This window comes from Spirosoma endbachense, assembly GCF_010233585.1.
GTDB lineage: Bacteria > Bacteroidota > Bacteroidia > Cytophagales > Spirosomataceae > Spirosoma > Spirosoma endbachense.
The window spans coordinates 6,758,554-6,782,766 of sequence record NZ_CP045997.1 but is presented as its reverse complement, the minus strand read 5'-3'; the positions used below and the strand labels follow the sequence as shown (position 1 = coordinate 6,782,766).

Genomic DNA, 24,213 nt, shown 5'->3' with positions numbered 1-24,213 from the left:
CGCAATGTTTGGATCAGGATTATGAGAATTTCAAGCCTGCAAATCTTACTTGCACTTACCCTAACTAATATAGGCTTTGCCCTCGACGGCAAAGCGCAGGAGCTTTTAAGTCGACGAGTCAGTATCTCAGCCCAGAATGAGGATGTTGAGGTAACGATCAGGCGAATTGAAAAACAGACGAGCGTTCAATTTTTATTCAGCCGGGAAATCATTCAATCGAAACGGAAAGTTAATTACCAGGCAAAAAATGAACAGCTTTCGCAGGTATTGGATCATATCCTGACGCCACTTAATCTGAGCTATGATGTTGTAGGACAGCAAATTGTGATAAAAAGATACACTGCGCCAGCAACCCAGCTTCAGCAAAATGCCTCCAGTGAACTCAACACGGAGGCCGCTGTGGATAAACAACTGACTGGCCGGGTCACGGGTGAAAATGGCGAAAGTTTACCAGGCGTAAATATTCAAATAAAGAATACAACGCGTGGAACAACTTCAGACGGTGATGGTAATTACAAACTTTCCATTCCGGATGAGGCCAGCACTGTGCTCGTTTTCTCCTTCATCGGCTTTGCTACGCAGGAGGTGACCGTGGGGAATCGCTCTGTTATTAACCTCACACTGGTTGCCGATGACAAAACGCTCAATGAAGTGGTCGTTGTCGGGTACGGCACCCAACGTAAACGGGATGTTACAGGTTCGGTAGTTTCTGTGAATGAAAAAACCTTAAAAGAAGTGCCTTCCCCAAACATCGTTAACCAGTTAAAAGGCCGGGCGGCTGGTGTTTCCGTTATCAGTAATGGCTCAACACCTGGTTCGCAGGGGCAGATTAGAATTAGAGGTAACCGAACACTAACCACCAGCTCTGGCTCAAGCGATGGACTTGATGGCCCGTTGGTGGTTGTCGATGGAATTCCTTATGGTGGGCTGAATGACATAAACCCGGATGATATTGTCAATCTTGAAATTCTAAAAGACGCTTCGGCGACGGCCATCTACGGTTCAAGAGGTTCTGGTGGCGTTATTCTGATAACCACTAAACGAGGGAAAGTAGGAAAGCCCGTTTTCAGCTACGACGGCTATCATGGCGTGACCACGATTATGGGCAAATTCAACGTGATGAATGGCCAGGAATATGCCCAGTTTAAAGACGATGCGACTAAATACAACCGCACCAGCCCTGGTACTACGGCCTATCCGCTTACCCAAAAAGAAAAAGATGCGCTGGCGGCCGGTGTTTCTACCGACTGGCAGGGGTTACTCTACAAACCCGGCTTTATGACCAACCATCAGTTGGGTATGACAGGCGGCAATGAAAACACACAGTATTCGTTGGGCCTGGGTTATTTTAATGAGACAGGTATTATTCCCAGCCAGGATTTTAGCCGGATAAACATACGGGCAACAATCGACCAGCGAATTGGGAAGCACATTAAAGTAGGGTTGAATACGCTGAATACACTTACCTATCAAAATACGCCGGGCGGTGGCGGTATTCCTGGTGGTCTGGTCCGGTTAACGCCGTTGGCCGCTCCATATAATGCAGACGGTTCCGTAAACTTGTTTCCGGCAGAAGGCTCCATTGATGCGGCTACGATCAGTCCATTGACGATCATTACCAAAAAGGATGCATACTTAGGTCGTACCCGGTCGTTGCGAACCTTTAATAGCTTGTACGCTGAGGTAGGTATTCTGCCTGGCCTGCGTTATCGGTTCAATGCTGGTTTGAATTTCAGCCAGTCGAACTACAATGGGTATGGTGGCCCACTGACCTATTTTAATACCGCAACGGTGCAGTCTTCGTCAAATGCCGAGATCAGTAATACCGAGTATTGGGATATAAACCTTCAGCACTTGTTATATTATGATAAAACGTTTGGCAAGCATAGACTAGGCTTTACCGCGCTCTATGAAGTTACCAAAAATCATTCCCTGGGCAGTCGATTTACCGTGACGGGGGTTCCGGCCGATTACATTAAAACATCCAATTTTTCACTGGCTTCCGGAACGCCAGTTGCCCCTACGGATTTTGGCAACTCCTTCTCGGAAACCGGTTTGCTTTCTTACATGGGTAGACTTAATTATAGCTACAATGACCGCTATCTGTTAACGCTAACCCTAAGACGCGATGGCTCCTCTACATTATCGCCTGGTAACCAATATTTTAACTATCCGGCTATTGGCGCAGGCTGGAATGTTATCGAGGAAAGCTTCATCAAAGAAATTCCGTTCATATCGAATCTGAAACTACGGGGTAGCTGGGGCCTTTCCGGAAATAGAAATGTAGGAGCTTATGCGACGTTGGGTGCGTTATCGGCTGGCTATTACAATTTTGGCACCAGTACCTCTGGCCAACAGTTGGCGTATACCGTTACCAGTCTACCAGCTACCGGGTTGGGTTGGCAATCGACCTCTCAGGTGGATATCGGTATTGACTTTGGCTTCCTGAATAACCGAATTACGGGCTCAGTCGATTGGTATCACCAGAAGACGAAGGATATTCTGCTGTCAGTGCCACTGCCACCCAGCAATGGAGCCGGTTCGACCTTAAAAAACCTGGGGAGAACGGAAGGTAAAGGGTTAGAAACGGCGCTGACTTTTGAGATTTTCAGGAACCCAAAAGGATTTAACTGGAGTGCCGATCTGACCTATTTCTTCAACCGGGAGAAAATTACGCAGCTCACTACACCGGCTGAACTCTCCAATGTAGGGGCTGGCTGGTTTGTTGGCCAACCGCTTTCCGTAATCTATGATTACAAAAAAATTGGTATCTGGCAGACATCAGATAAAGAAAACGGCACGTTGGCCAAACAGACCTCGCCAACTCAATTCCCCGGACAGATTCGGGTCGAAGATCTGAATGGAGATAATAAAATCGATGCCTCGGACCGGCAGATCCTTGGCAATTTCCAGCCCAACTGGGAAGGAGGGCTTACCAACCGATTCAGCTTTAAAAACTTTGATCTGTCCATTGTAACCTTTGCCCGCATGGGAATGAAGGTAATCGTACCCTATCTGACGGGTAATTCCACGGGTTCGGGCGGTTTTGCGTTCTTCAACCAGGGCCGGGTAAACCAGGTGAAAGTCGATTACTGGACAGAAACAAACCCGACCAATGCATTCCCGGCACCGGATGCTGCCAGCGCAGTAGCCTATTTTGGATCAACGTTAGGGTACTACGACGGTTCGTTCATTAAGTGCAGGAGTATTAACCTGGGCTATACCTTTTCCAGCCAGATGATCAAAAAAATTGGGATGAGCTCGGCCCGGATTTATTTCAATGCAACCAATCCGTTCATTATTTATTCGCCACTTGTCAGCCAGAATCTGGCCGTTGATCCAGAGGGGAATAGCTATGCCAGTGGTACCTCAACGCTAAACCCACAGGGAGCCAGCGAACGCGGAACACCGGAGCGCCAGATTGCCGTAAACCTGAACAACCCACCCGTACGTCAATTTACGCTTGGAGTAAATCTTAAATTCTAACCGTCGATAGAATCATGAAAACACTGAAAGTCTGGGCTATACTTAGTCTTACAGCATTGCTTAGCGCTGGCTGCGAAAAAATATTACAGGAGAACCCACAATCACAAATCGTTCCGTCTTACTTCAATAGCCCATCTGGCGTTTTAGGCGGAATTGCCGGCGTATACAACGATATCCGGGGTCAGTGGGGCACTGAAGGGTTCACCGTTGAAATGCAGGCAGGAACGGATGAATTTTTGCAGGGCGCCAGCTCGGGGGGCGGATCGGCTTACACCTATAACGGTTTGAACGGGAGTAATTTTGGCTCGGCCTGGGGCATCGCTTTTCAGGATATTAATACCCTGAACGGCGTACTTAAATACGGACAAACGATTGATTTGCCGGAAGCTACCCGAAAACAATATCTGGCCCAGGCCAAGTTTCTGCGTGGGTTCTGGTACTTTTATCTGGTACAGACCTGGGGTGATGTTCCGCTCAACACGGAGTTTATAACGGTGCCTTCGCAAGCGGCTTCCCGCCAGCCGGTAGCACAGGTTTACGAACAGATTATCAAAGATTTGACCGAAGCCGCTGCTGATCTGCCTAACCAGCCCACCGCACCATTTTTGGGGAAAGCGGCCACCAAACCCGTGGCTCAGTTGCTGCTGGCAAAGGCATATTTAACCCGTGGATGGCTCAATAATACGGCGGCTGATTTCACGCAGGCGGCTTCTCTTTGCGCCGACATCATTGCCAACAAATCCACCTATGGTCTTGATTTATGGCAGGACTATGGCGATGCATTCGTTCCTGCCAACGACTATGGCAAAGAAACCATGTTTGTCAGTGACCACATGCTCGATGCAAAATACGGCTACTACAAGGTTGGATCCGGAGAAAGCGGGGGCGCGGCCAATAATCTGACGCCCTGGTTTACCACCTGGAATTATCCCAACAATAGCGGTGTCAACTCCTTCAAAAGTGCTGCGGGAGCTTATGTTAATAGTGGTACCTCGTTGATGATTCGGGATTCGCAATATGGACGCCCCTATGTTCGGATGCGGCCAAACAGCTACAAGTGGCCTTCGGGGGCCAATGCCGGTAAGAACTATTTCCTGGATCAGGCCTTTACGAACCGGAATGCCGATTCCCGATTTATAAACTCGTTCTATACGGTTTATATTTCCAATACCTCTGTTACCAATACGGCCACGGCTGCCAATAACAAACGGGGAATCAGCTATACAACCGTTGTGGGAGCAGATACCGCCGTTTGGATGCCCGATTTTGAAGTAGAAGGTGCACCACAATTCATTGGTACAAGACCGTTTAAAGGGCTTGTTGTGCCGCCGAGCTTATGGGATAATGGGATTTTTCCGTCCCTGAAGAAATTCATGGACCCCAGCCGGGGCGCGAACTTTAACGACCCATCGACAAGACCCTGTATCCTGTACCGCTTTTCGGATGTGTACCTGACCGGTGCCGAAGCCTACCTGAAAGCAGGTGATGCCACCAAAGCAGTTGCGCTACTGAACACGGTCAGACAACGGTCCGCTTTCCGGAAAACCAATACGGCCGCTCAAAATGCAGCCGCTGCAACGGCTATGGCTATTACTACGGCCGACGTAACCGTAGACTTTATTCTGGATGAGCGTACCCGCGAATTGTTCGGTGAATGGCAACGGTGGCATGATCTGGTCCGCACCCGTTCACTGGTCCGTCGGGTGAAAGCCTGGAATCCTGAGGCCGCGACCTACATACAGGATTTCCATATGCTGAGACCCATTCCGCAATCACAAATCGACAGGGTAGTTGAGGGGCCGAAGTTCCCGCAAAATCCTGGTTATTAACCGGAATACTCACGAACCTATTTATACCTGACCAAGGTCTTTCATCAGTTCCGGTAAGACAGTGGTCAGGTATAAATGACGGTTAGTAAGCAAGTCAGAAAAACTTATCATCTGATTACTTTTCATGCCGGCTGGTTCTGGAAGGCAGTAGAACAATATGGCCGGATAAGCTAATGTAATTTATGGCAATCATTATGAGAAAATACCTTTTCTCTTTTGTTTTTTTTGCATTTTCTCTGGTTTTGAGCAATACAGGCTTTGCTCAGACTACCTTGATCAATCCCATTCTAACGGGCTTCTATCCTGACCCGAGTATCGTGAAGGCTGGGCCGGATTACTACCTGATTAATTCGACCTTTTCCTACTTCCCCGGCATTCCTGTCATGCACAGCCGGGATTTGAAAAACTGGAAGCAGATCGGGAATGTGATCGACCGGCCTGAACAACTGGATTTTATGGGCGAGCGGATGACAAGGGGCCTTTTTGCACCCGCCATCAGCTATTTTAGAGGAACGTTCTACGTTACCTGCACCGACATTGACCACGATGGAAATTTCGTTGTCACGGCCAAAAATCCCGCCGGTCCGTGGAGTAACCCCGTTAAACTTCCTCAGGTGCACGGCATTGATCCGTCACTGTTTTTTGATGAAGAGAGTAATAAAGCTTATATTCTTTATAACAGCGATGCCCCCGACCGTAAACCGTTGTATTCGGGGCATCGAACCATCCGAATGTATGAGTTCGACCCGGTTAGTTTAAACGTGATAGGCGAAGAAAAACAATTGGTTAACGGTGGGGTCGATATTGCCAAAAAGCCCGTCTGGATTGAAGGGCCGCATATCCTGAAAAAGAATGGCTGGTACTATCTGTACGCAGCCGAAGGAGGTACGTCAGTCAACCACTCGGAAGTGGTGTTTCGAAGCAAAGAGGTTTGGGGACCTTACGTTCCCTACGAACATAATCCTATTCTGACGCAAAAGGGTCTTCCCGATGATCGAAAAGACCCCATTACCTCGGCGGGACACGCGCAGTTTGTAGAAGGCCCCGATGGAAAAATGTATGCCATTTTCCTGGCTGTCAGACCTTACGAAGGCGATTACTACAATACAGGTCGCGAAACGTTTATCGCACCCGTTGACTGGAAAGATGAATGGCCAATTATTAATCCCGACAGCAAAGAGATAAAGTATTCATACCCAGTTAGCTACAAAGAGGTAAAGCAGAAAAACGCACTCCCGCAAGCTGGTAATTTTGCATACACCATACTCTTCGATAAGGAGCTTGATCCTGCCCTTCTGTTTATGCGGACGATTGACAAAAGCTCGTACTCGCTGTCGAAAAAACAGGGGCTGACGCTGAAACTGAAGCCCGAAACCATCATGGAAATGGGTAATCCGGCTTTCATCGGGAAGCGTCAGCAGCATCTCTACAGTACAACTGAAACAGAACTGGCTTTTACTCCAAAATCAGAGAAGGAAAAGGCGGGGCTGGTTGTTTTTCAGGACGAAAGCCATTTCTATTTCCTGTGCCAATCACAGTCGCAGGGGAACGATGTTCTTCAGCTATACAGGAGCGTTCCCAAAGAAAAGGCAATGGAATTACTGACTGAGGTTAAGCTGGATTCGAAATCAGAAAAAGTCGGTCTACGCATTAAATCGCAGGGCGATACGTACAGTTTTTACGTATCGACCGACACGAAAAACTGGCAGCTTCTGAAAGATAAAGTCGATGCTAAATTCCTGAGTACCAAAGTGGCGGGAGGATTTGTCGGGTGTCTATACGGTATGTATGCTACATCGTCCGGTGAGGCAACGTCCAGTTCTGCTTCTTTCCAATTGCTGAAATACCAGGGCAATGACCCCATGTTTAAAAAGTAAACGTCCTTCCCGGAATCCAATGCGTATCAGTTACTAGCAAACGAAGATTTTCCGTTGAAAACGAACGTATTACATATCCTAGTCCTTCTTCTGGTCAGCTTTTCGGGATTGGCGCAGATGCAGCCATTTTCCTTGCAGGACGTGAAGCTAACGAGTGGGCCGTTTAAGAATGCGCAGGACGTTGACCTCAACTATATCCTGGCCCTGAACCCAGATAAACTCCTTGCGCCCTATCGGATCGATGCGGGGTTACCCCTTAAGGCCAATCGGTATGGGAATTGGGAAAGTTCAGGGTTAGATGGGCATATCGGCGGCCATTATCTGTCGGCATTGGCCATGATGTATGCTGCTACGGGGCATTCTGAACTCAAAAAACGGCTGGATTACATGATTTCCGAGTTGGCCCGTTGCCAGGCCAAAAACGGGAATGGATATGTGGGCGGGATTCCACAGGGGAAACTGTTTTGGGAGCGAATCCATAAAGGCGATATTGATGGAAGCAGCTTCGGGTTAAACAATACGTGGGTACCTCTTTACAATATCCATAAGCTCTTTGCGGGCTTACGTGATGCGTACGAATACGCCGGTAACCAACAGGCAAGACAGGTATTGATCGGATTGGGCGATTGGTTTATCGACCTCATCAAACCCCTTTCCGACGATCAGATCCAGCAGGTACTTCGCACGGAACATGGTGGCATCAACGAAACTTTTGCCGATTTATACAGCCTGACCAATGACAAAAAGTACCTCGAAACCGCGCAGAAACTATCGCATCGCTCACTGCTGAATCCGCTGCTCGAAAAACAGGATAAACTGACGGGTCTTCATGCCAACACGCAGATACCGAAAGTGATTGGCTTTGAGAAAATTGCCACTCTTTCGGGGAAGGCAGACTGGTCGGATGCCGCTCAGTTTTTCTGGCAGACTGTTTCGCAGAATCGTAGTGTCGCATTCGGTGGTAACAGTGTGCGTGAGCATTTCAACCCGACAACCGATTTCAGCCGTATGGTCAAGTCGAACCAGGGCCCCGAAACCTGCAATTCGTTTAACATGCTACGATTGAGCAAAGCGTTGTTTCTGGATAAGGCCGATCCGGGCTACCTGGCTTTTTACGAACGGACGCTCTACAACCATATCCTGTCGACGCAGCACCCCGAAAAAGGTGGATTTGTTTATTTCACGCCCATTCGCCCCAATCACTATCGGGTGTATTCACAGCCGGAAACCAGCATGTGGTGTTGCGTAGGTTCGGGGCTGGAAAATCACTCCAAGTATGGCGAGTTGATCTATAGCCATTCCGCAAATGATCTCTTTGTCAATCTGTTTATTCCATCTACGCTAAACTGGAAAGACAGGCAGGTTCAACTCGTTCAGAAGACCGAATTTCCCTACAAAAACGAATCCGAACTGGAAATTAAACTGACTAAACCTCAGCTATTTTCGGTGAATATCCGCTATCCGAAATGGGCCGAAAATCTTGCTATTCTGGTCAATGGGAAGGCCCAAAAAGTTGATGGTAAATCAAAACAGTATATCGCCATCAACAGAAAATGGCAGAAGGGCGATAAGCTTACGGTACGCTTCACGACGTCGACTCATCTGGAGTATTTGCCCGATGGTTCTAACTGGGCCGCTTTTGTGCATGGTCCTATTGTGCTGGCCGCTAAAACATCAACAACCGATCTGGACGGACTTTTTGCTGATGATAGCCGCATGGGCCACGAAACGAAGGGCAAATTATACCCTATCAATGATGCCTATGCGCTGATTGGAACCCCCGATACGTACACGTCGAACATAAAGCCACTCAGCCAGCTGAAATTCAGGATGGATTCGCTGACGCTGCAACCCTTTTACGAGATCCATGAAGCCCGCTATCAGATGTATTTTCAGACGTTTACACAGACGGCCTTCGACGACCTGAAGGCGAAGCTGAAACAACAGGAAGCCGATGCATTAGCCGTCGATGCGAAAACGGTTGATAAGGTTTCCTGTGGCGAGCAGCAACCTGAGGTCGATCACCTGTATAAAGGCGAAAAAAGCGAGTCCGGCTACGATGAAGACGGTTATTTCTGGCGGAACACGCGTTCCTATATTTCGTACCAGTTGCAGAACAAAAACCTGTCAGGTAAATCCATAGAAATCAGTACATTAGATGCTATCAAGGCCGATAATCTGATCATTCTGATCAATGACAAACCCGCTGAGATCGTTTCGATGGAAAATAAAGAAATTGTCTTGAAGGTAGATGATAATCAGGTGATTACTGTAAAGGTTATTGCAAAAGAAGGGAAGCAGACACCGCGCTTTTATCAAATCAGACTTGTGAAGTAGTAAGGGATGATCCTCTTCAAACAGCGAACGAGAATGACTCAGTTGAATTGTGTTCAGGAGACACAAGTAGAACGGATGTTGTATTGAAATTTTCTGTGTGTAAAAGGTCCTGATGGAAATTTTATAGAACTAATTGAGCCGCCTGACATCGTTTGTCGTCGTGCTGTCAGGTTCTCAAACCAGACAGTTCGCGCCAGCAATCGTGTCGGGTTTGAGAACCCGACACCAAGGCAACACCCCGACATCACAATCTATTGAGTTTGTATAAATGAGACACAGGCAGATGATTTTACCCCAGATGAAAATCCTTTTCTTACGATTTTGTCGACTGGCAATAGGTCTTTATCTGATGCCATGCTCATCAATCGCCCAGACCGCCCATAACCCGATCATTTTCGCTGATGTACCCGATATGGCCATGATCCGGGTAGGTAATACTTACTATATGAGCAGTACAACCATGCACCTGAGTCCGGGCCTGCCCATTATGAAATCGAAAGATCTGGTGAACTGGCAACTGGTTGGTTATGCCTACGATACGCTGGCTACTGTCGATGCTTTAACGCTCAACAATGGCAGAAGCACCTACGGAAGAGGTTCATGGGCCAGTAGTTTACGTTATCACAACGGCACATACTACGTAACCACGTTTGCCCAGACAACCGGCAAAACCTATATCTACACTACGAAAGACATCGAAAAAGGCCCCTGGATAGCGCATTCGTTTAAACCGGCTTATCACGATCATAGCTTGTTTTTTGATGATGACGATCGGGTATATATGATTTATGGAGCGGGCAAACTCAAATTAGTTGAACTAACCACCGATGCCTCCGACGTAAAACCCGGCACAACCGAACAGGTCATCATTGAAAATGCCAGTACGCCCTCGGGCACTACAGGCGGCCTGCCCGCCGAAGGATCACAGCTCTTTAAGGTGAATGGCAAATACTACCTGTTTAATATCACCTGGCCCAAAGGGGGTATGCGAACAGTTGTCATTCACCGGGCCGATAAAATTACGGGGCCATACGAAGGCGGGATTGCGTTGCAGGATTTAGGAGTAGCCCAAGGCGGACTGATCGATACGCCCGATGGAAACTGGTATGCTTATCTTTTCCGCGATTTTGGTGGCGTGGGCCGTATCCCTTATATGGTTCCCATCAACTGGGAAAATGGCTGGCCGGTATTGGGTGTTAAGGGCAAAGTTCCGGAAACACTGAATCTGCCTGCTAACAAAAGTTTACTTCCGGGCATTGTTGCTTCCGACGAATTTACCCGTAAAAAAGGTGAGCCTGCATTGCCGCTGGTATGGCAGTGGAATCATAATCCTGACAATACACTCTGGTCGGTTAACGACCGAAAAGGCCATTTACGACTGAAAACGGGACGTATCGATACGTCGTTTGTGCTGGCTCGAAATACGTTAACACAACGTACCATTGGCCCCGATTGCGCAGGATCTACAAGGCTTGATGTATCGAACATGAAAGAGGGAGACCTGGCCGGTTTGAGCCTCCTGCAAAAGAACTACGGGTTCGTAGGCGTAAAAATTGACAATGGTACCCAATCGATTGTCATGGTGAGTGCCAGTTCCGGGAAACCGGTTGAGATTCAACGCATTCCGCTTACCAAAAAGATAGTCTACCTGAAAGCAGCCTGTAATTTCAACGACCGTAAAGACACCGCAACTTTCTTTTACAGTATGGATGGTAAAACCTGGACAGGCATTGGCGAACCCTTAAAAATGCCTTATACCATCCCACACTTTATGGGGTATCGCTTTGGGCTGTTCAACTTCGCGACCCAGACGGTGGGCGGTTTTGCTGACTTCGATTATTTCCGTATCCATGATAAAATTTCTGATAGCTAATCCCTAAACCATGAATCAATTTTTAACTGTCTGTATGCTGGCTGTTTGGTCAGTGCTGTGCCTTTTCGGTATAGCTACCGCGCAGCCACCGAGAGGACCACTGGTAGTATCGCCCCAGGTAAACGCTGATAAAACCGTAACGTTTCGTTATCTGGCTCCATCGGCTAAAGAAGTAAAGCTGAGTGCGCAATTCGAGAAAGCGCCGGTACTCATGACTAAAGATGGGCAAGGTATCTGGAGCGTAACAGTGGGGCCAGTTAAACCCGATATTTATCCGTACAGCTTTCAGGTCGATGGAGTTACGGTCATGGACCCGGCCAATGTAGCGTTTTTCCCCAATGAGCGGTTTAAAGCCAGTTTAGCCGATATTCCTGGCGATACGCCGTTGGTTCACGCCATGCAGGATGTGCCACATGGAAGTATCAATTACGAATATTACCCGTCTGCTGAAGGCACTACGGGGTCGCTCGTCGTTTATACGCCACCCGGATACGATAAAAGTCCGGCAAAGAAATACCCGGTTTTTTACCTCATCAGCGGTACGACCGATACCGAGGAAACCTTCTTTAAAGTGGGCCATACCAACCTGATTCTCGACAATCTGATTGCCGCAGGAAAAGCAAAGCCTATGATCATTGTGATGCCCTACGGCAATATCGCAGCCAGGGTAGCCGAACAAAAAGGGGGAACCAAACCCGCTGACCCGACAGTACGCGATGGAGCCGATGCTATAAGTAGGGCCAAAGCCTTCGAGATCGATTTGCTGACCAATGTGATACCCTATACTGAAAAGAACTACCGGGCTATTGCTAATCGGGAAAGCCGGGCCATTGGTGGATTTTCGCGCGGAGGAGGGCAGACGCTTCGGGCAGCTTTGGGCAATATGGACAAGTTTGCCTGGGTATGTAGCTACAGTTCGTATCTGTCGCCTACCGAAATGGACAAGAGCTTTAGTCAGATTGGCGCTAAGCCCGAAGCCACTAATAAACAGTTGAAATTGCTGTGGGTGAGTGTGGGTAGTGACGACTTCCTCTACAAGGGCACCGTCGAATTTATGGACTACCTGAAAGCGAAAAACGTGACCTTCAAAAGCCTGATTACCGACGGGGGCCATACCTGGATGAATGTCAAAAAATACCTGGCCGAAACCGCACCGCTACTTTTCCAATAAGCCTGCTCATGAAAAATACCCTATATCTCCTGTCGGCCCTGCTTTGTTCGACTCTTACGATTGTTGCGCAGCGGCCGCCTTCCATCAGTTCCCCCGATGTGCATCCCGACCACAGCATCACGTTCCGATACTATTCCCGGACTGCTAAAAAGGTTACGATGAACGGCGAATTTTTAACGGCTCCAGTAGCCATGACCAAAGATACGTCGGGGATCTGGAGTGTTACAGTGCCTCCCGTGAAGCCCGACATCTATCCGTATAGCTTTTCGGTCGATAGTGTTCAGCTCGCCGACCCGAACAATACGTACGTCTTTGCCAACGAACGCTTCAAACGGAGCATTGTCGACGTTCCGGGCGACCAGCCGCTGATTCATTCACTGCAAAATGTAGCGCACGGAAAAATCAGCTATCGCTATTACAAATCTGCTACCCTGGGCCAGACTCGCCCCTTATTGATCTATACGCCACCCGGTTTCAATCCCAATAGTAAGACAAAATACCCGGTGCTGTACCTGATTCACGGCGGTTCGGATACGGAAGAAACCTGGACCAAAGTAGGGCGGGCCAACTTCATCGCCGACAATTTAATCGCTCAGGGTAAGGCGAAACCCATGCTGATCGTAATGCCCTACGGCAATGTACGTCCTGCGCCCATGTCCGACTTCACTAAAGACATGGTGAATGACATTATCCAGTTTATGCAAACAAATTACCCCGTTATAGCCGATAGCAGATACCGGGCCGTTGCGGGCTTTTCAGTAGGTGGCGGGCAAACGCTCAATATCGGCCTGACGAACCCCGACAAGTTTGCGTATGTGTGTGCGTATGCGCCCTATACGGCTACCGACGAGTTTAAAAAAAACTTCACCGACTGGAATCCCAATGCTGAACAGATGAATAAACAACTGGCGGCATTTACCATCAGCGTTGGCACCGACGATTTTCTGTATGAGCCTGTCAAACAAAACATTGCCATGTTCAAAGGAAAGAACCTGAAGCTGGATACGCTGATCGTACCCGGTGGTCATACCTGGATGAACTGCAGGCTTTATTTCGCCAATACGTTGCAGCAGCTTTTTAAGTAATACGTCTCCTTTTTTCGCCCCTAAACCAATAACAAAATGACTCGTAAGATTATAGCTCTTCTGTTCACAGTCGCTTTGACAAGTGCGACGTGTTTTTCGCAGACAAACCAAACGGCGGTAGTGGAGGATTTCAAACCATCCACGTTAAATCAGCCGGGGCAGGAATACCCTCAGGTAAACTCCCAGGGTTATGCTCGATTCCGTATAAAAGCCCCCCAGGCCGATAGTGTTAAGGTGAGCCTGGGACTGGGCGGAAGGGGAGGGACAAAGCTCACAAAAGGAGCCGATGGATTCTGGACAGGCACCACAGAAGGGCCGATGGACGAAGGATTCCATTACTACCACCTGACCATTGATGGAGGCACCTTCAATGACCCCGGCGCTTTAAATTACTACGGTTCCGTTCGGTGGGAAAGCGGTATTGAAATCCCCGCTCACGATCAGGACTTCTACGCCCTGAAGGATGTTCCTCACGGTAATGTGCAGCAGATTCTTTTCCCCTCCAAAAGCACCAATACATCACGCCGGGCTTTTGTTTACACCCCGCCAGGCTATGAGAAGGATAAATCGAAAAAATATCCGGTGCTATACCTACAGCATGGTTGGGGAGAGGATGAAACGGCCTGGAGTAATCAGGGACACGCTAATCTGATTATGGATAACCTGATCGCTGAAGGCAAAAGCAAGCCCTTTCTTATTGTGATGACCTACGGTATGACCAACGAGGTGAAATTTGGTAAGATAAGAGAGTTCAAGATCGACCCCTTCCAGACGGTTCTGGTCGACGAATTAATTCCGTATGTGGATGCCAATTTTCGCACACTGACCAACAGAGACAATCGGGCTATGGCAGGCCTATCGATGGGTGGCATGGAAACCAAAATGATTACCGTCAATAAACCGGAAGCTTTTGGGTATTACGGCTTGCTCAGTGGTGGAGTCTACTCACCCGACGACCTCAAGGATAAGCCAAAGGCAAAGCTCATTTTTATTAGCTGCGGTAGTAAAGAAAAACCAGATGGTGTAACGAAAGCCGCTACCGACTTAAAAGCCGCTGGCTACAATGCGGTTTCGTATGTTTCCGAGAAAACAGCACACGAGTTTCTGACCTGGCGTCGCAGTTTGCATGAGCTTGCGCCGTTGCTGTTTAAATAATGAAAATAGCAATGATAGTCTCATGCATTTCATGAGTAATATTCTGACTGTTAGTGTATTAGTTGATTCGAAGCCTAAATGCTTGTCTACAACATGAAAAATAGTGTATTCCCGAAAGGGGCGTATATGGCCATTGCCGTTGCCATGTTGATGGGGTCAACGGCCTATGCGCAAACCATTGAAAAAGAAGCACCCAAAGGCTTCGACCAACCACGAACGGGTATTGCTCAGGGAAAACTTGACTCCGTTCAGTACGATTCGAAAACGGTGGGTACCAAACGGAAAGCCCTGGTATATACTCCACCGGGTTATTCCAAAAAGCAAAAATACCCAATACTGTATCTACTGCACGGCATCGGTGGTGATGAAAAGGAATGGCTTAAAGGAGGTACTCCACAGGTAATTCTGGACAATCTCTATGCTGAGGGTAAACTACAACCCATGATTGTCGTGATGCCCAATGGGCGGGCCATGAAAGACGACCGCGCGGTTGGCAATATATTCGACAAAGATAAAGTCGAGGCTTTTGCTACGTTCGAGAAAGATCTACTCAACGACCTAATTCCGTTTATTGAAAAGAAATATCCGGCATTGACTGATCGGGAACATCGGGCCATTGCTGGGTTGTCGATGGGCGGTGGCCAATCCCTGAATTTCGGATTGGGCAATCTCGACAAATTTGCCTGGGTGGGTGGCTTCTCGTCAGCTCCCAACACCAAACGGCCCGAAGAACTGGTTCCAAACCCCGAAGATGCCAGAAAGAAGCTGAAACTACTCTGGATTTCCTGCGGGGATAACGACGGATTGCTTACGTTCAGCAAGCGCACGCACGATTACCTATACGAGAAAAATGTACCGCATATTTACTACGTTGAACCAGGCGTGCATGATTTTAAAGTCTGGAAAAACGGGCTGTATATGTTTTCCCAGTTTCTTTTCAAGCCGGTTGATGGTTCATCACTCACCAGATATACAGTACTGGGCACTCCGGCTGCTACCAACATCCGCTCAGCGAAATACCCCCAGATTTTACCAGACAATCGTGTTGTGTTTCGGGTGAAAGCACCCGATGCGCACAAGGTCCAGATCGATCTGGGCAAAAAATACGAAATGGTGAAAGATACAGCCGGATTCTGGACCATTACGACCGATTCGATCAGCCGGGGCTTTCATTATTATTCGCTACTGATCGATGGCCTGCCCGTTGCCGACCCGGCCAGTGAAACATTTTACGGGATGGGACGGATGGCCAGTGGCATTGAAATTCCAGACAAAGACGGTGGCTTTTATGCCATGAAAGACGTCCCCCACGGCGACATCCGAATCAAACGCTACCTGTCAAAAGCCTCGAACACCTGGCGTGAGATGTACGTCTATACCCCGCCGGGCTATGATCAGTCGACCGAAAAATACCCCGTATTGTATCTCTTGCATGGCGGTGGCGAAGACCAGACCGGATGGGCTACGCAGGGCAAAACGGACCTGATTCTGGATAACCTGATTGCCGAAAACAAAGCAAAACCGATGCTGATCGTCATGCTCGACGGCAATGTGAGTAACGCAGGACTGGCCGGTTTTAACGAGAATGTACTACGCGCTTTTGAAAACGAATTGAAGCAGGGCGCTATACCATTTGTCGAAAGCAGTTTCCGGGTAGCAACCGATGCAAAAAGCCGGGCCCTGGCGGGCTTGTCAATGGGTGGCCTACAAACGCTTTATGCGGGTATGAAGAATACGCCTATGTTCTCGTATCTGGGCGTGTTTAGTTCGGGCTGGTTCGCCAATAACCCCAAGCTGACTGAGCCGCAGTATGAATTCATGAAAACCAATGCCAGTTCCATCAATAACAACCTGAAACAACTCTGGATTTCGATGGGTGGTAAAGAAGATATTGCCTATCAGAATTGTCAGATCATGATGAAAAAGTTTGACGAAATGGGCGTTAAATACCAGTACAGCGAATATACTGGCGGTCACACCTGGCCGGTTTGGCGGCACGATTTGTTTGCGTTTTCACAGTTGCTGTTTAAGTAATAGAAGCCCTTTACCCTAACGAATTATGAAAAAATTAACAGGATTAACGGTATTGCTGGGTGGCTTGATCGCTACAGGAGCAACGATGGAGCCAGGTTACCACATGGCTCAGCCTACCTTAAAAGAAGCTTATAAAAACTATTTTCCCATCGGGGTGGCCGTCAACCCGCGTATGGTGCAACCTGGGCCGGATGCCGAGTTGATTAAAGCCCAGTTTAACAGCATGACGCCCGAAAATGCGATGAAAATGGGGCCCATTCATCCGGAAGAGAACCGCTATTACTGGAATGATGCCGACGCCATCGCCGACTTTGCCCAGCAGAATAAGATCAAGCTGCGGGGCCACACGCTTTGCTGGCACAACCAGACACCACGCTGGTTTTTTACCGACTCAACGGGTAAAACCGTGAGTCGGGACCTGCTGCTGGCCCGGCTGAAGCGGCACATTACCGACGTAATGGGTCGATATAAAGGGAAGATCTATGCCTGGGACGTAGTGAACGAAGCTGTTCCCGATACAGGTACAGGCATTTATCGTAAAACGAAGTTTTACGAAATCATTGGGGAGGACTATATCGAGAAGGCGTTTCAGTATGCCCATGAAGCCGACCCCTCTGCGCAATTGTTTTACAACGATTACAATACCGAAAACGCATCGAAGCGGCAACGGATCTACCAATTACTAAAGAAGCTCAAAGAAAAAGGAGTTCCCATCAACGGAGTGGGTTTACAGGCTCACTGGTCTATCTACGAGCCTACTAAACAGGAGCTTGACGAGTCGATCACTAAGTTTGCCAGCCTGGGTTTAAAGGTGCAGTTCACGGAAGTTGACGTATCTGTTTACCCGAAAGAACACGAGCGTCGGGCCCGTCGCGATACCGACAAAAGCGAGTTTACACCCGACATGAACGACAAACAGGCGGACCACTACAAAATGCTGTTCGAGGTATTTCGCAAGCACCGCGACAAGATCACGGGCGTTACGTTCTGGAATCTGACCGACAAATATTCCTGGCTGGACAATTTTCCGGTTCCGGGTCGCAAAGATTATCCGTTGCTATTCGATCAGAACGGACAGCCCAAAAAAGCGTATGAGAGCGTAGTGAAGTTCTAAGCTACGACCGTCAACAAGCCCTCTCACTTGCCAATGAATGAGTCGGTAAACGAACCGACTAGTAATAGCGACTGTCTACATCCGGGATTTTCTCCCTTACAGACAGTCTGTTACGCCAAAAGAAAACAGAATACAGTTACCTAACATTACGGCAAAATGATACGAAACCTGATTGCTGGCTTTTTAATCCTCTGTTTTTCAGTATCTGGCCGGGCGCAAAGCATCCTTTCTGACAAATCCACTTTTGCCGTTACTGACGCGGTGATCTACGTCGATAACCGCGAACCAGAACTTGTAAAAACATCGGCAACAGCCCTGCAGGAGGACATTGAACGGGTTACCGGGAAAAAGATACCCATTGTTACTACGATTGATCAGGTTCGCAAAAACGTGATTGCCATCGGTACGATTCAGCAGTCTTCTTTCCTGAAATACCTGGCTTCGCAGAAAAAAATCAGCACGAATGCCATCCAGGGGAAATGGGAAGCCTCACTAACGCAAATCATCCACAAGCCCACGCAGGATATAGAACAAGCCCTGGTCGTGGCCGGTACTGATCGGCGGGGGGCGGCTTATGGCGTATTCGAACTCTCGAAACAATTCGGCGTTTCGCCCTGGTATTGGTGGGCAGACGTACCCGTTCAAAAACGAAAGGAGATTTACATTAAGAGCGATGTTAGCCTGACAGCTGCGCCGAAGGTAAAATATCGCGGCTTATTCATTAACGATGAAGCCCCGGCGCTTTCCGGCTGGACCAAAGAAAAATTTGGCGGGTTCAACCACAAATTCTACGAGAAGTTTTTTGAGCTGATTCTTCGTCTGAAAGGCAACTACATCTGGCCAGCGATGTGGGGCAACGCTTTTTATGCGGATGACTCGCTGAATATAAAAGCGGCCGATAAATACGGGGTGGTCATTGGCACCTCGCACCACGAACCCCTGATGCGGGCACACGACGAATGGCGGAGAGTCGGCGGTGGCCAATGGAATTATGAAACCAACCAGGAAAAGCTAAAACAGTTCTGGCGCGACGGTATCAAAAGAGCTACCAACGAAAAGATCGTGAGTATTGGCATGCGGGGAGATGGCGACGCACCCATGTCGCGAGAAACGGCTACGGCGCTGCTGGAACATATTGTCGCCGATCAGCGGGAAATTATTCGCGACGTAACGGGCAAACCAGCGGCCGAAACCCCACAGTTATGGGCCTTATATAAAGAGGTACAGGAGTACTATGACAAAGGAATGCGGGTTCCGGACGACGTGACGCTGCTGCTTTCCGACGACAACTGGGGGAATCTTCGCAAACTACCCCGACTGGATGAAAAGCCCCGAAAGGGCGGATATGGCATTTATTATCACTTCGATTACGTGGGTGGTCCGCGAAACTACAAATGGCTGAATACCAATCCACTGCCCCGGATATGGGAACAAATGCACCTAGCCTGGGAATATAAGGTTCGGGATATCTGGATTGTGAATGTGGGCGACATCAAGCCCATGGAATTTCCGATCTCCTTCTTTCTCGACTATGCCTGGAATCCCGAAAAAATCGACGCCGACGCGCTGATGGCCTATACAGAAAACTGGGCGGCTGACCAGTTTGGAAAGCAGCACGCCAGTGACATTGCATTCCTGCTGGCGAAATACGGAAAATACAATTCCCGAAGGAAGCCCGAACTGCTCGATGCCAACACCTACAACCTGCTCACAGGTGAATGGAAAGCAGTAGTTGATGAGTATATGGCTCTTCTGAAAAAAGCGGAGGAAATAAACGACGGATTACCGGCTGCCTATAAAGACGCCTATTTTCAGTTGGTACTGCATCCCATCAAAGCCTGCGCTAACCTGAATGCGATGTATTATTATGCAGCCCTGAATAAGCAGGCATATAGTAACAAACAGAAAGAAACCAACCAGTATGCTGATAAGGTAAAAGAGCTGTACACCAACGATTCGCTGATCACGCGGCAATACCATCAACTCAACAATGGTAAGTGGAATCACCTGATGAGCCAGACTCATATCGGCTATACGTACTGGCAACAGCCTAACCAGCAAAAAATGCCGGTAGTACAGTATATCTCGACCGATTCAACGGTTGCGGGCAATGCTATTCCCGTTCAGACGACCCGGCAGGGAATGTCTATTGCCGCCGATCAGTACACCAAAGCGGTCAATACAAACAATATCAACTGGAAAGTCCTGCCAGATCATGGCCGAACCGGTTCGGCCATGACACCTTTCCCGGTGACGGCCAGCGAACAGAAACCAGGCGGTAATTCACCCCACTTACAGTACGATGTCGTTACGGATAATCAGGGAGCGTTTACGATCAATGCCTATTGCTCGCCCACGTTAAATCTGTTCAGGGATGAAAACGGGCTGCAATATGCCATTTCGGTGGATGATGAACAACCGCAGACCATCAGCCTCAACAAGGAGGATAAAACCAGCGACAAAGGCATCTGGAATAAATGGGTGGCGGAGAACATCATTATCAAATCCAGTACGCATAAAATTACCCAATCCGGAAAGCACACGGTGAAATTCTGGATGGTCAGTCCCTGCGTCGTTCTGCAAAAGCTGGTACTGGATTTCGGTGGTCTGGAGCACAGCTATCTTGGACCGGAAGCAACCCTGAAGAAAAATGCAAAACAATAACCAAATGCCAACCAGATTTGCCTCCGCAGTTGGGTTGTGCATCCTGATTCTGCTCCTGACAATACGTATAGATGTACAGGCTCAACTTCGTTTACCCAAATTAATCAGCGATGGTATGGTGCTGCAACGGGATGCAACGCTCAAGATTTGGGGGTGGGCCAAAGCGGGCGAGAAAATCACCATACGCTTTAACCGAAAGACGTATAAAACCGTAACAGCAGCCGACGGAAAATGGCTACTTACGTTGCCTCCTATGCCAGCGGGTGGACCTTACAGCATGGACATTTTGGGGGATACACAGCTTATGATAAAAGATATCCTGATTGGCGATGTCTGGTTTTGCAGTGGTCAAAGCAACATGGTCCACCAAATGAATATTCATGACGTAACGTACGCCAAAGAAATTGCAGAAGCGAATTATCCACAAATCCGGCAGTTCTGGGTGCCCTCGTTAACAAATCTGCAGGGCACTCAAAGCGATCTTCCAAACGGGCAATGGAAAGCAGCAGTCGGCGACGATGTTCGGCCGTTTTCGGCGGTGGCTTATTTCTTTGCCAAAAAGATTCATTCGGCCTATAAAGTGCCCGTTGGCATCATCAACGCCAGTGTGGGTGGTACGCCCATCGAAGCCTGGACGAGCGAGGAAGGGCTGGCTGATTTTTCAGCATTGAAAGCTACCATTGAAAAGAACAAAGACACGACCTACATCAATAGCCTGACGAGGCCCGGCCTGACCCGAAGAGCACCAGAGCCTGCAAACAGACCGGCTCCGCCCGTTGATTTGGGTCTGGCGGGTGCCACAAAATGGTATGACGTTTCGTATGTACCCAAAGGCTGGCATCCGATCAACGTACCGGGTTATTGGGAAGATCAGGGAATCAAAGACCTCAATGGCGTCGTGTGGTACCGGAAAGAAATCGACATACCCGCTTCGATGACGGGTAAGCCCGCCAGGGTTTTTCTGGGAAGAATCGTCGATGCCGATGAACTCTACATCAACGGTAAATCAGTTGGAAAAACCACTTATATGTATCCGCAACGTCGGTACAACGTTGCAGCTGATCTATTGAAAGCTGGTAAGAATGTGTTTGTCGTACGGGTGACCAACAACGCTGGTAAAGGAGGCTTCGTGCCCGATAAGCCGTATTGTGTTTTTGCGGGTGCAGACACCGTTGATCTGAAAGGAACCTGGCAGTATAAAGTAGGCACTGCCTACCGGCCCTTTGCGGGTGTAGGCAATCCAGCCGGGGGCATCAACGCCCAGAATCAGCCAACGGCGCTCTACAATGCGATGGTAGCCCCGGAAATCAACTACGCCATCAAAGGCTTTTGCTGGTATCAGGGGGAAAGCAACGCCGGTAAACCCCAGGAGTACGAAGGGCTACAGGTGGCCTTGATCCATGACTGGCGAAACCAGTGGAAACAGGGGCCATTGCCCTTTCTGTATGTGCAGCTTCCGGGTTTTATGGACTATAATTACCAACCGACGGAAAGCAACTGGGCCAGGCTGAGGGAAGCGCAACTCAAGGCTCTGTCGGTGCCCAACACGGCTATGGCCGTAGCAATTGATCTGGGCGAATGGAACGATATTCACCCCGATAACAAGAAAGGTGTCGGCGACCGATTGGCCCTGGCCGCTATGAAAATCGCCTACAAGGAAAATCTCATTTCTTCGGGCCCGTTGTATGAATCGGCAAGCATCGACGGCAATAAACTAGTCATCAGTTTTACGAATACAGGCGGTGATTTGACAACCAACGATGGCGAAGAGTTAAGTGAAATCTCCATTGCAGGCCCGGATAAAAAATTCGTCTGGGGCAAGGCTAAAATTGACGGCAATAAACTAATCGTATGGAGTGACGAAGTACCAAATCCCCAATACGTGCGCTACGCCTGGGCCGATAACCCGGTCAACCCGAATCTGTACAATAAAGAGGGCCTACCGGCCTCACCCTTCCGAACCGACCAGTAAACCGTTCCTAACCCCTAACTACCATGCAGAAATACCTGGTGTTTGCACTGTCTATCGCCTTGTCTTACAGGAGTGTAGCGCAGCAGATTGTCATCGACAGCAGCAAGTACCCTCCGCTTAAGACCTGGACGGCTATTCAGGATCAGGCCAACATGATGCAGCAACTGGGCATCAAAAAATTAAGACCCGGTCCAAGTCCCAACGAATCGGAGCCTAATCACGCGAATTACGACGAAGCTCAGGCAGACCCCTGTCCGCAGTTGCCCGATGTACTGACCACGAAGAATGGGAAAAAAGTAACCACGTCCGATCAGTGGTGGAAGGTCCGTCGCCCCGAACTGATCGAAGATTTTGAGCAGGAAATGTATGGCCGGGTCCCTAAAAACGTACCGAAAGTAACCTGGATCACAAAAGTTACAGACAACGAACTGGTAGGCCGCATTCCGGTAGTAGCCAAACACCTGATTGGTCGGGTCGATAACAGCGACTACCCGTTGATCAGCGTAAACATCAACATGGTTTTGGTCCTGCCGCAGAATGTGAAAGGTCCGGTACCCGTCTTGATGATGTTCGGTTTTCTGCCCCCGACCTTACCTGCCCCAGCCCAGCCTTCGCTCGCTGACATGGAAAAAATCAATACGACATTCAAGGAGATGATGATCAGGCAAAATCCTGAGATGAAGGCCATTTTTGACAGGTATCCGGCTTATGCGCCTATCACAAGGTTACCGGGTCCCAATTTCTTTGCCCCCGCCCCGAACGGCGATTCTCCACCGACCGAACAACTGCTGGCGGCAGGCTGGGGTTATTGTACGTTAGAAACCAGCAGTATTCAAGCCGATAACGGTGCCGGTCTGACAAGGGGAATCATTGGGTTAGTGAACAAAGGTCAGGCCCGCAAACCCGACGATTGGGGAGCCTTGCGTGCCTGGGCATGGGGAGCATCCCGCGCCTTAGACTATTTAGAGACCGAACCCCAGGTGAATGCCAGACAGATTGGTATTGAAGGCGTGTCGCGGTATGGCAAAGCAGCTTTAGTAACCATGGCCTTCGATCAGCGTTTTGGCCTGGTTTTAATCGGTTCATCGGGAAAAGGAGGGACGACCCTACAGCGCCGGGTTTTCGGTGAAGCCGTTGAAAGCCTTGCCAACAGCGGAGGCTATCACTGGATGGCTGGTAATTACTTAAAATATGCGACTGAAGAATCGTCTTTTGGCCGGAAGACCGGTTGCGACCTTCCGGTTGACTCGCACGAATTACTGGCCCTTTGTGCCCCACGACCGACCTTTGTCAGTTATGGGATACCCGAAAAAGGTGATGCCAAATGGCTCGACCAGACTGGGAGCTATAAGGCTACGGTAGCCGCCGGGCCGGTATTCAAACTGCTGGGAGCAAAGGACTTGGGAGTGAGTGACAATTATACGACCGAAAAAATGCCACCCGTACTAACTGGCCTGACGGACGGTGAACTGGCCTGGCGGCAGCACAATGGTGGTCATACGGATGCGCCTAATTTCCAGTTTTTCATCCCCTGGGCCAGTAAACTGCTACGGTATGAACGGACAAATAAATAGGATTTAGCCAATAATGTGCCCATTAGGTTATGCTGATACGTC

Annotated in this window: 13 protein-coding genes; all 13 read left to right on the top strand. The window is 48.9% G+C overall.

Annotated elements, in window-relative coordinates; translation table 11 throughout:
• Window positions 1-21 precede the first annotated feature (21 nt).
• The 13 genes from GJR95_RS27660 (at window position 22) to GJR95_RS27600 (ending at window position 24,171) form a co-directional block, all read left to right on the top strand.
• Window positions 22-3,486, top strand: coding sequence for a TonB-dependent receptor (locus tag GJR95_RS27660; RefSeq protein WP_162388936.1), 3,465 nt, complete (start codon window positions 22-24; stop codon window positions 3,484-3,486).
• Between the two features lie 14 nt (window positions 3,487-3,500).
• Entirely contained in the window at window positions 3,501-5,315 is a 1,815-nt protein-coding gene (locus tag GJR95_RS27655; RefSeq protein WP_162388935.1) for a RagB/SusD family nutrient uptake outer membrane protein, read from the top strand.
• Window positions 5,316-5,509: 194 nt separating this feature from the next.
• Window positions 5,510-7,192, top strand: coding sequence for a glycoside hydrolase family 43 protein (locus tag GJR95_RS27650; protein ID WP_162388934.1), 1,683 nt, complete (start codon window positions 5,510-5,512; stop codon window positions 7,190-7,192).
• 54 nt (window positions 7,193-7,246) lie between these two features.
• Window positions 7,247-9,529, top strand: coding sequence for a glycoside hydrolase family 127 protein (locus GJR95_RS27645; protein ID WP_162388933.1), 2,283 nt, complete (start codon window positions 7,247-7,249; stop codon window positions 9,527-9,529).
• A gap of 349 nt (window positions 9,530-9,878) precedes the next feature.
• Window positions 9,879-11,402, top strand: a complete 1,524-nt coding sequence (locus GJR95_RS27640; protein WP_232541298.1) for a glycoside hydrolase family 43 protein — start codon at window positions 9,879-9,881, stop codon at window positions 11,400-11,402.
• Between the two features lie 10 nt (window positions 11,403-11,412).
• A complete protein-coding gene (locus tag GJR95_RS27635) occupies window positions 11,413-12,573 on the top strand; it encodes an alpha/beta hydrolase-fold protein (RefSeq protein ID WP_394369966.1) in 1,161 nt (386 codons plus the stop codon).
• Between the two features lie 8 nt (window positions 12,574-12,581).
• A complete protein-coding gene (locus GJR95_RS27630; RefSeq protein ID WP_162388931.1) occupies window positions 12,582-13,658 on the top strand; it encodes an alpha/beta hydrolase in 1,077 nt (358 codons plus the stop codon).
• Between the two features lie 36 nt (window positions 13,659-13,694).
• Window positions 13,695-14,813, top strand: coding sequence for an alpha/beta hydrolase-fold protein (locus GJR95_RS27625; RefSeq protein WP_162388930.1), 1,119 nt, complete (start codon window positions 13,695-13,697; stop codon window positions 14,811-14,813).
• 126 nt (window positions 14,814-14,939) lie between these two features.
• Window positions 14,940-16,847 carry an alpha/beta hydrolase-fold protein gene (locus GJR95_RS27620; protein ID WP_162391885.1) on the top strand — a complete coding sequence of 636 codons (1,908 nt, stop codon included), beginning with the start codon at window positions 14,940-14,942 and terminating at the stop codon, window positions 16,845-16,847.
• An 85-nt stretch (window positions 16,848-16,932) separates the two neighbouring features.
• Window positions 16,933-17,961 carry an endo-1,4-beta-xylanase gene (locus tag GJR95_RS27615; RefSeq protein WP_232541297.1) on the top strand — a complete coding sequence of 343 codons (1,029 nt, stop codon included), beginning with the start codon at window positions 16,933-16,935 and terminating at the stop codon, window positions 17,959-17,961.
• A gap of 156 nt (window positions 17,962-18,117) precedes the next feature.
• Window positions 18,118-20,625 (top strand): glycosyl hydrolase 115 family protein, encoded by a 2,508-nt coding sequence (locus GJR95_RS27610; RefSeq protein WP_162388928.1) that lies wholly within the window; start codon window positions 18,118-18,120, stop codon window positions 20,623-20,625.
• A 4-nt stretch (window positions 20,626-20,629) separates the two neighbouring features.
• Complete coding sequence (locus tag GJR95_RS27605) at window positions 20,630-22,597, top strand: sialate O-acetylesterase (protein ID WP_162388927.1); 1,968 nt, start codon at window positions 20,630-20,632, stop codon at window positions 22,595-22,597.
• A 23-nt stretch (window positions 22,598-22,620) separates the two neighbouring features.
• Window positions 22,621-24,171, top strand: a complete 1,551-nt coding sequence (locus GJR95_RS27600) for a glucuronyl esterase domain-containing protein (protein WP_162388926.1) — start codon at window positions 22,621-22,623, stop codon at window positions 24,169-24,171.
• Window positions 24,172-24,213: the final 42 nt, after the last annotated feature.

Coding starts and splice junctions, on each gene's coding strand:
- GJR95_RS27660 (WP_162388936.1), top strand. CDS start 22: ATGAGAATTTCAAGCCTGCAAATCTTACTTGCACTTACCCTAACTAAT.
- GJR95_RS27615 (WP_232541297.1), top strand. CDS start 16,933: ATGGAGCCAGGTTACCACATGGCTCAGCCTACCTTAAAAGAAGCTTAT.
- GJR95_RS27620 (WP_162391885.1), top strand. CDS start 14,940: ATGGCCATTGCCGTTGCCATGTTGATGGGGTCAACGGCCTATGCGCAA.
- GJR95_RS27640 (WP_232541298.1), top strand. CDS start 9,879: ATGCCATGCTCATCAATCGCCCAGACCGCCCATAACCCGATCATTTTC.
- GJR95_RS27635 (WP_394369966.1), top strand. CDS start 11,413: ATGAATCAATTTTTAACTGTCTGTATGCTGGCTGTTTGGTCAGTGCTG.
- GJR95_RS27655 (WP_162388935.1), top strand. CDS start 3,501: ATGAAAACACTGAAAGTCTGGGCTATACTTAGTCTTACAGCATTGCTT.
- GJR95_RS27610 (WP_162388928.1), top strand. CDS start 18,118: ATGATACGAAACCTGATTGCTGGCTTTTTAATCCTCTGTTTTTCAGTA.
- GJR95_RS27600 (WP_162388926.1), top strand. CDS start 22,621: ATGCAGAAATACCTGGTGTTTGCACTGTCTATCGCCTTGTCTTACAGG.
- GJR95_RS27625 (WP_162388930.1), top strand. CDS start 13,695: ATGACTCGTAAGATTATAGCTCTTCTGTTCACAGTCGCTTTGACAAGT.
- GJR95_RS27630 (WP_162388931.1), top strand. CDS start 12,582: ATGAAAAATACCCTATATCTCCTGTCGGCCCTGCTTTGTTCGACTCTT.
- GJR95_RS27650 (WP_162388934.1), top strand. CDS start 5,510: ATGAGAAAATACCTTTTCTCTTTTGTTTTTTTTGCATTTTCTCTGGTT.
- GJR95_RS27605 (WP_162388927.1), top strand. CDS start 20,630: ATGCCAACCAGATTTGCCTCCGCAGTTGGGTTGTGCATCCTGATTCTG.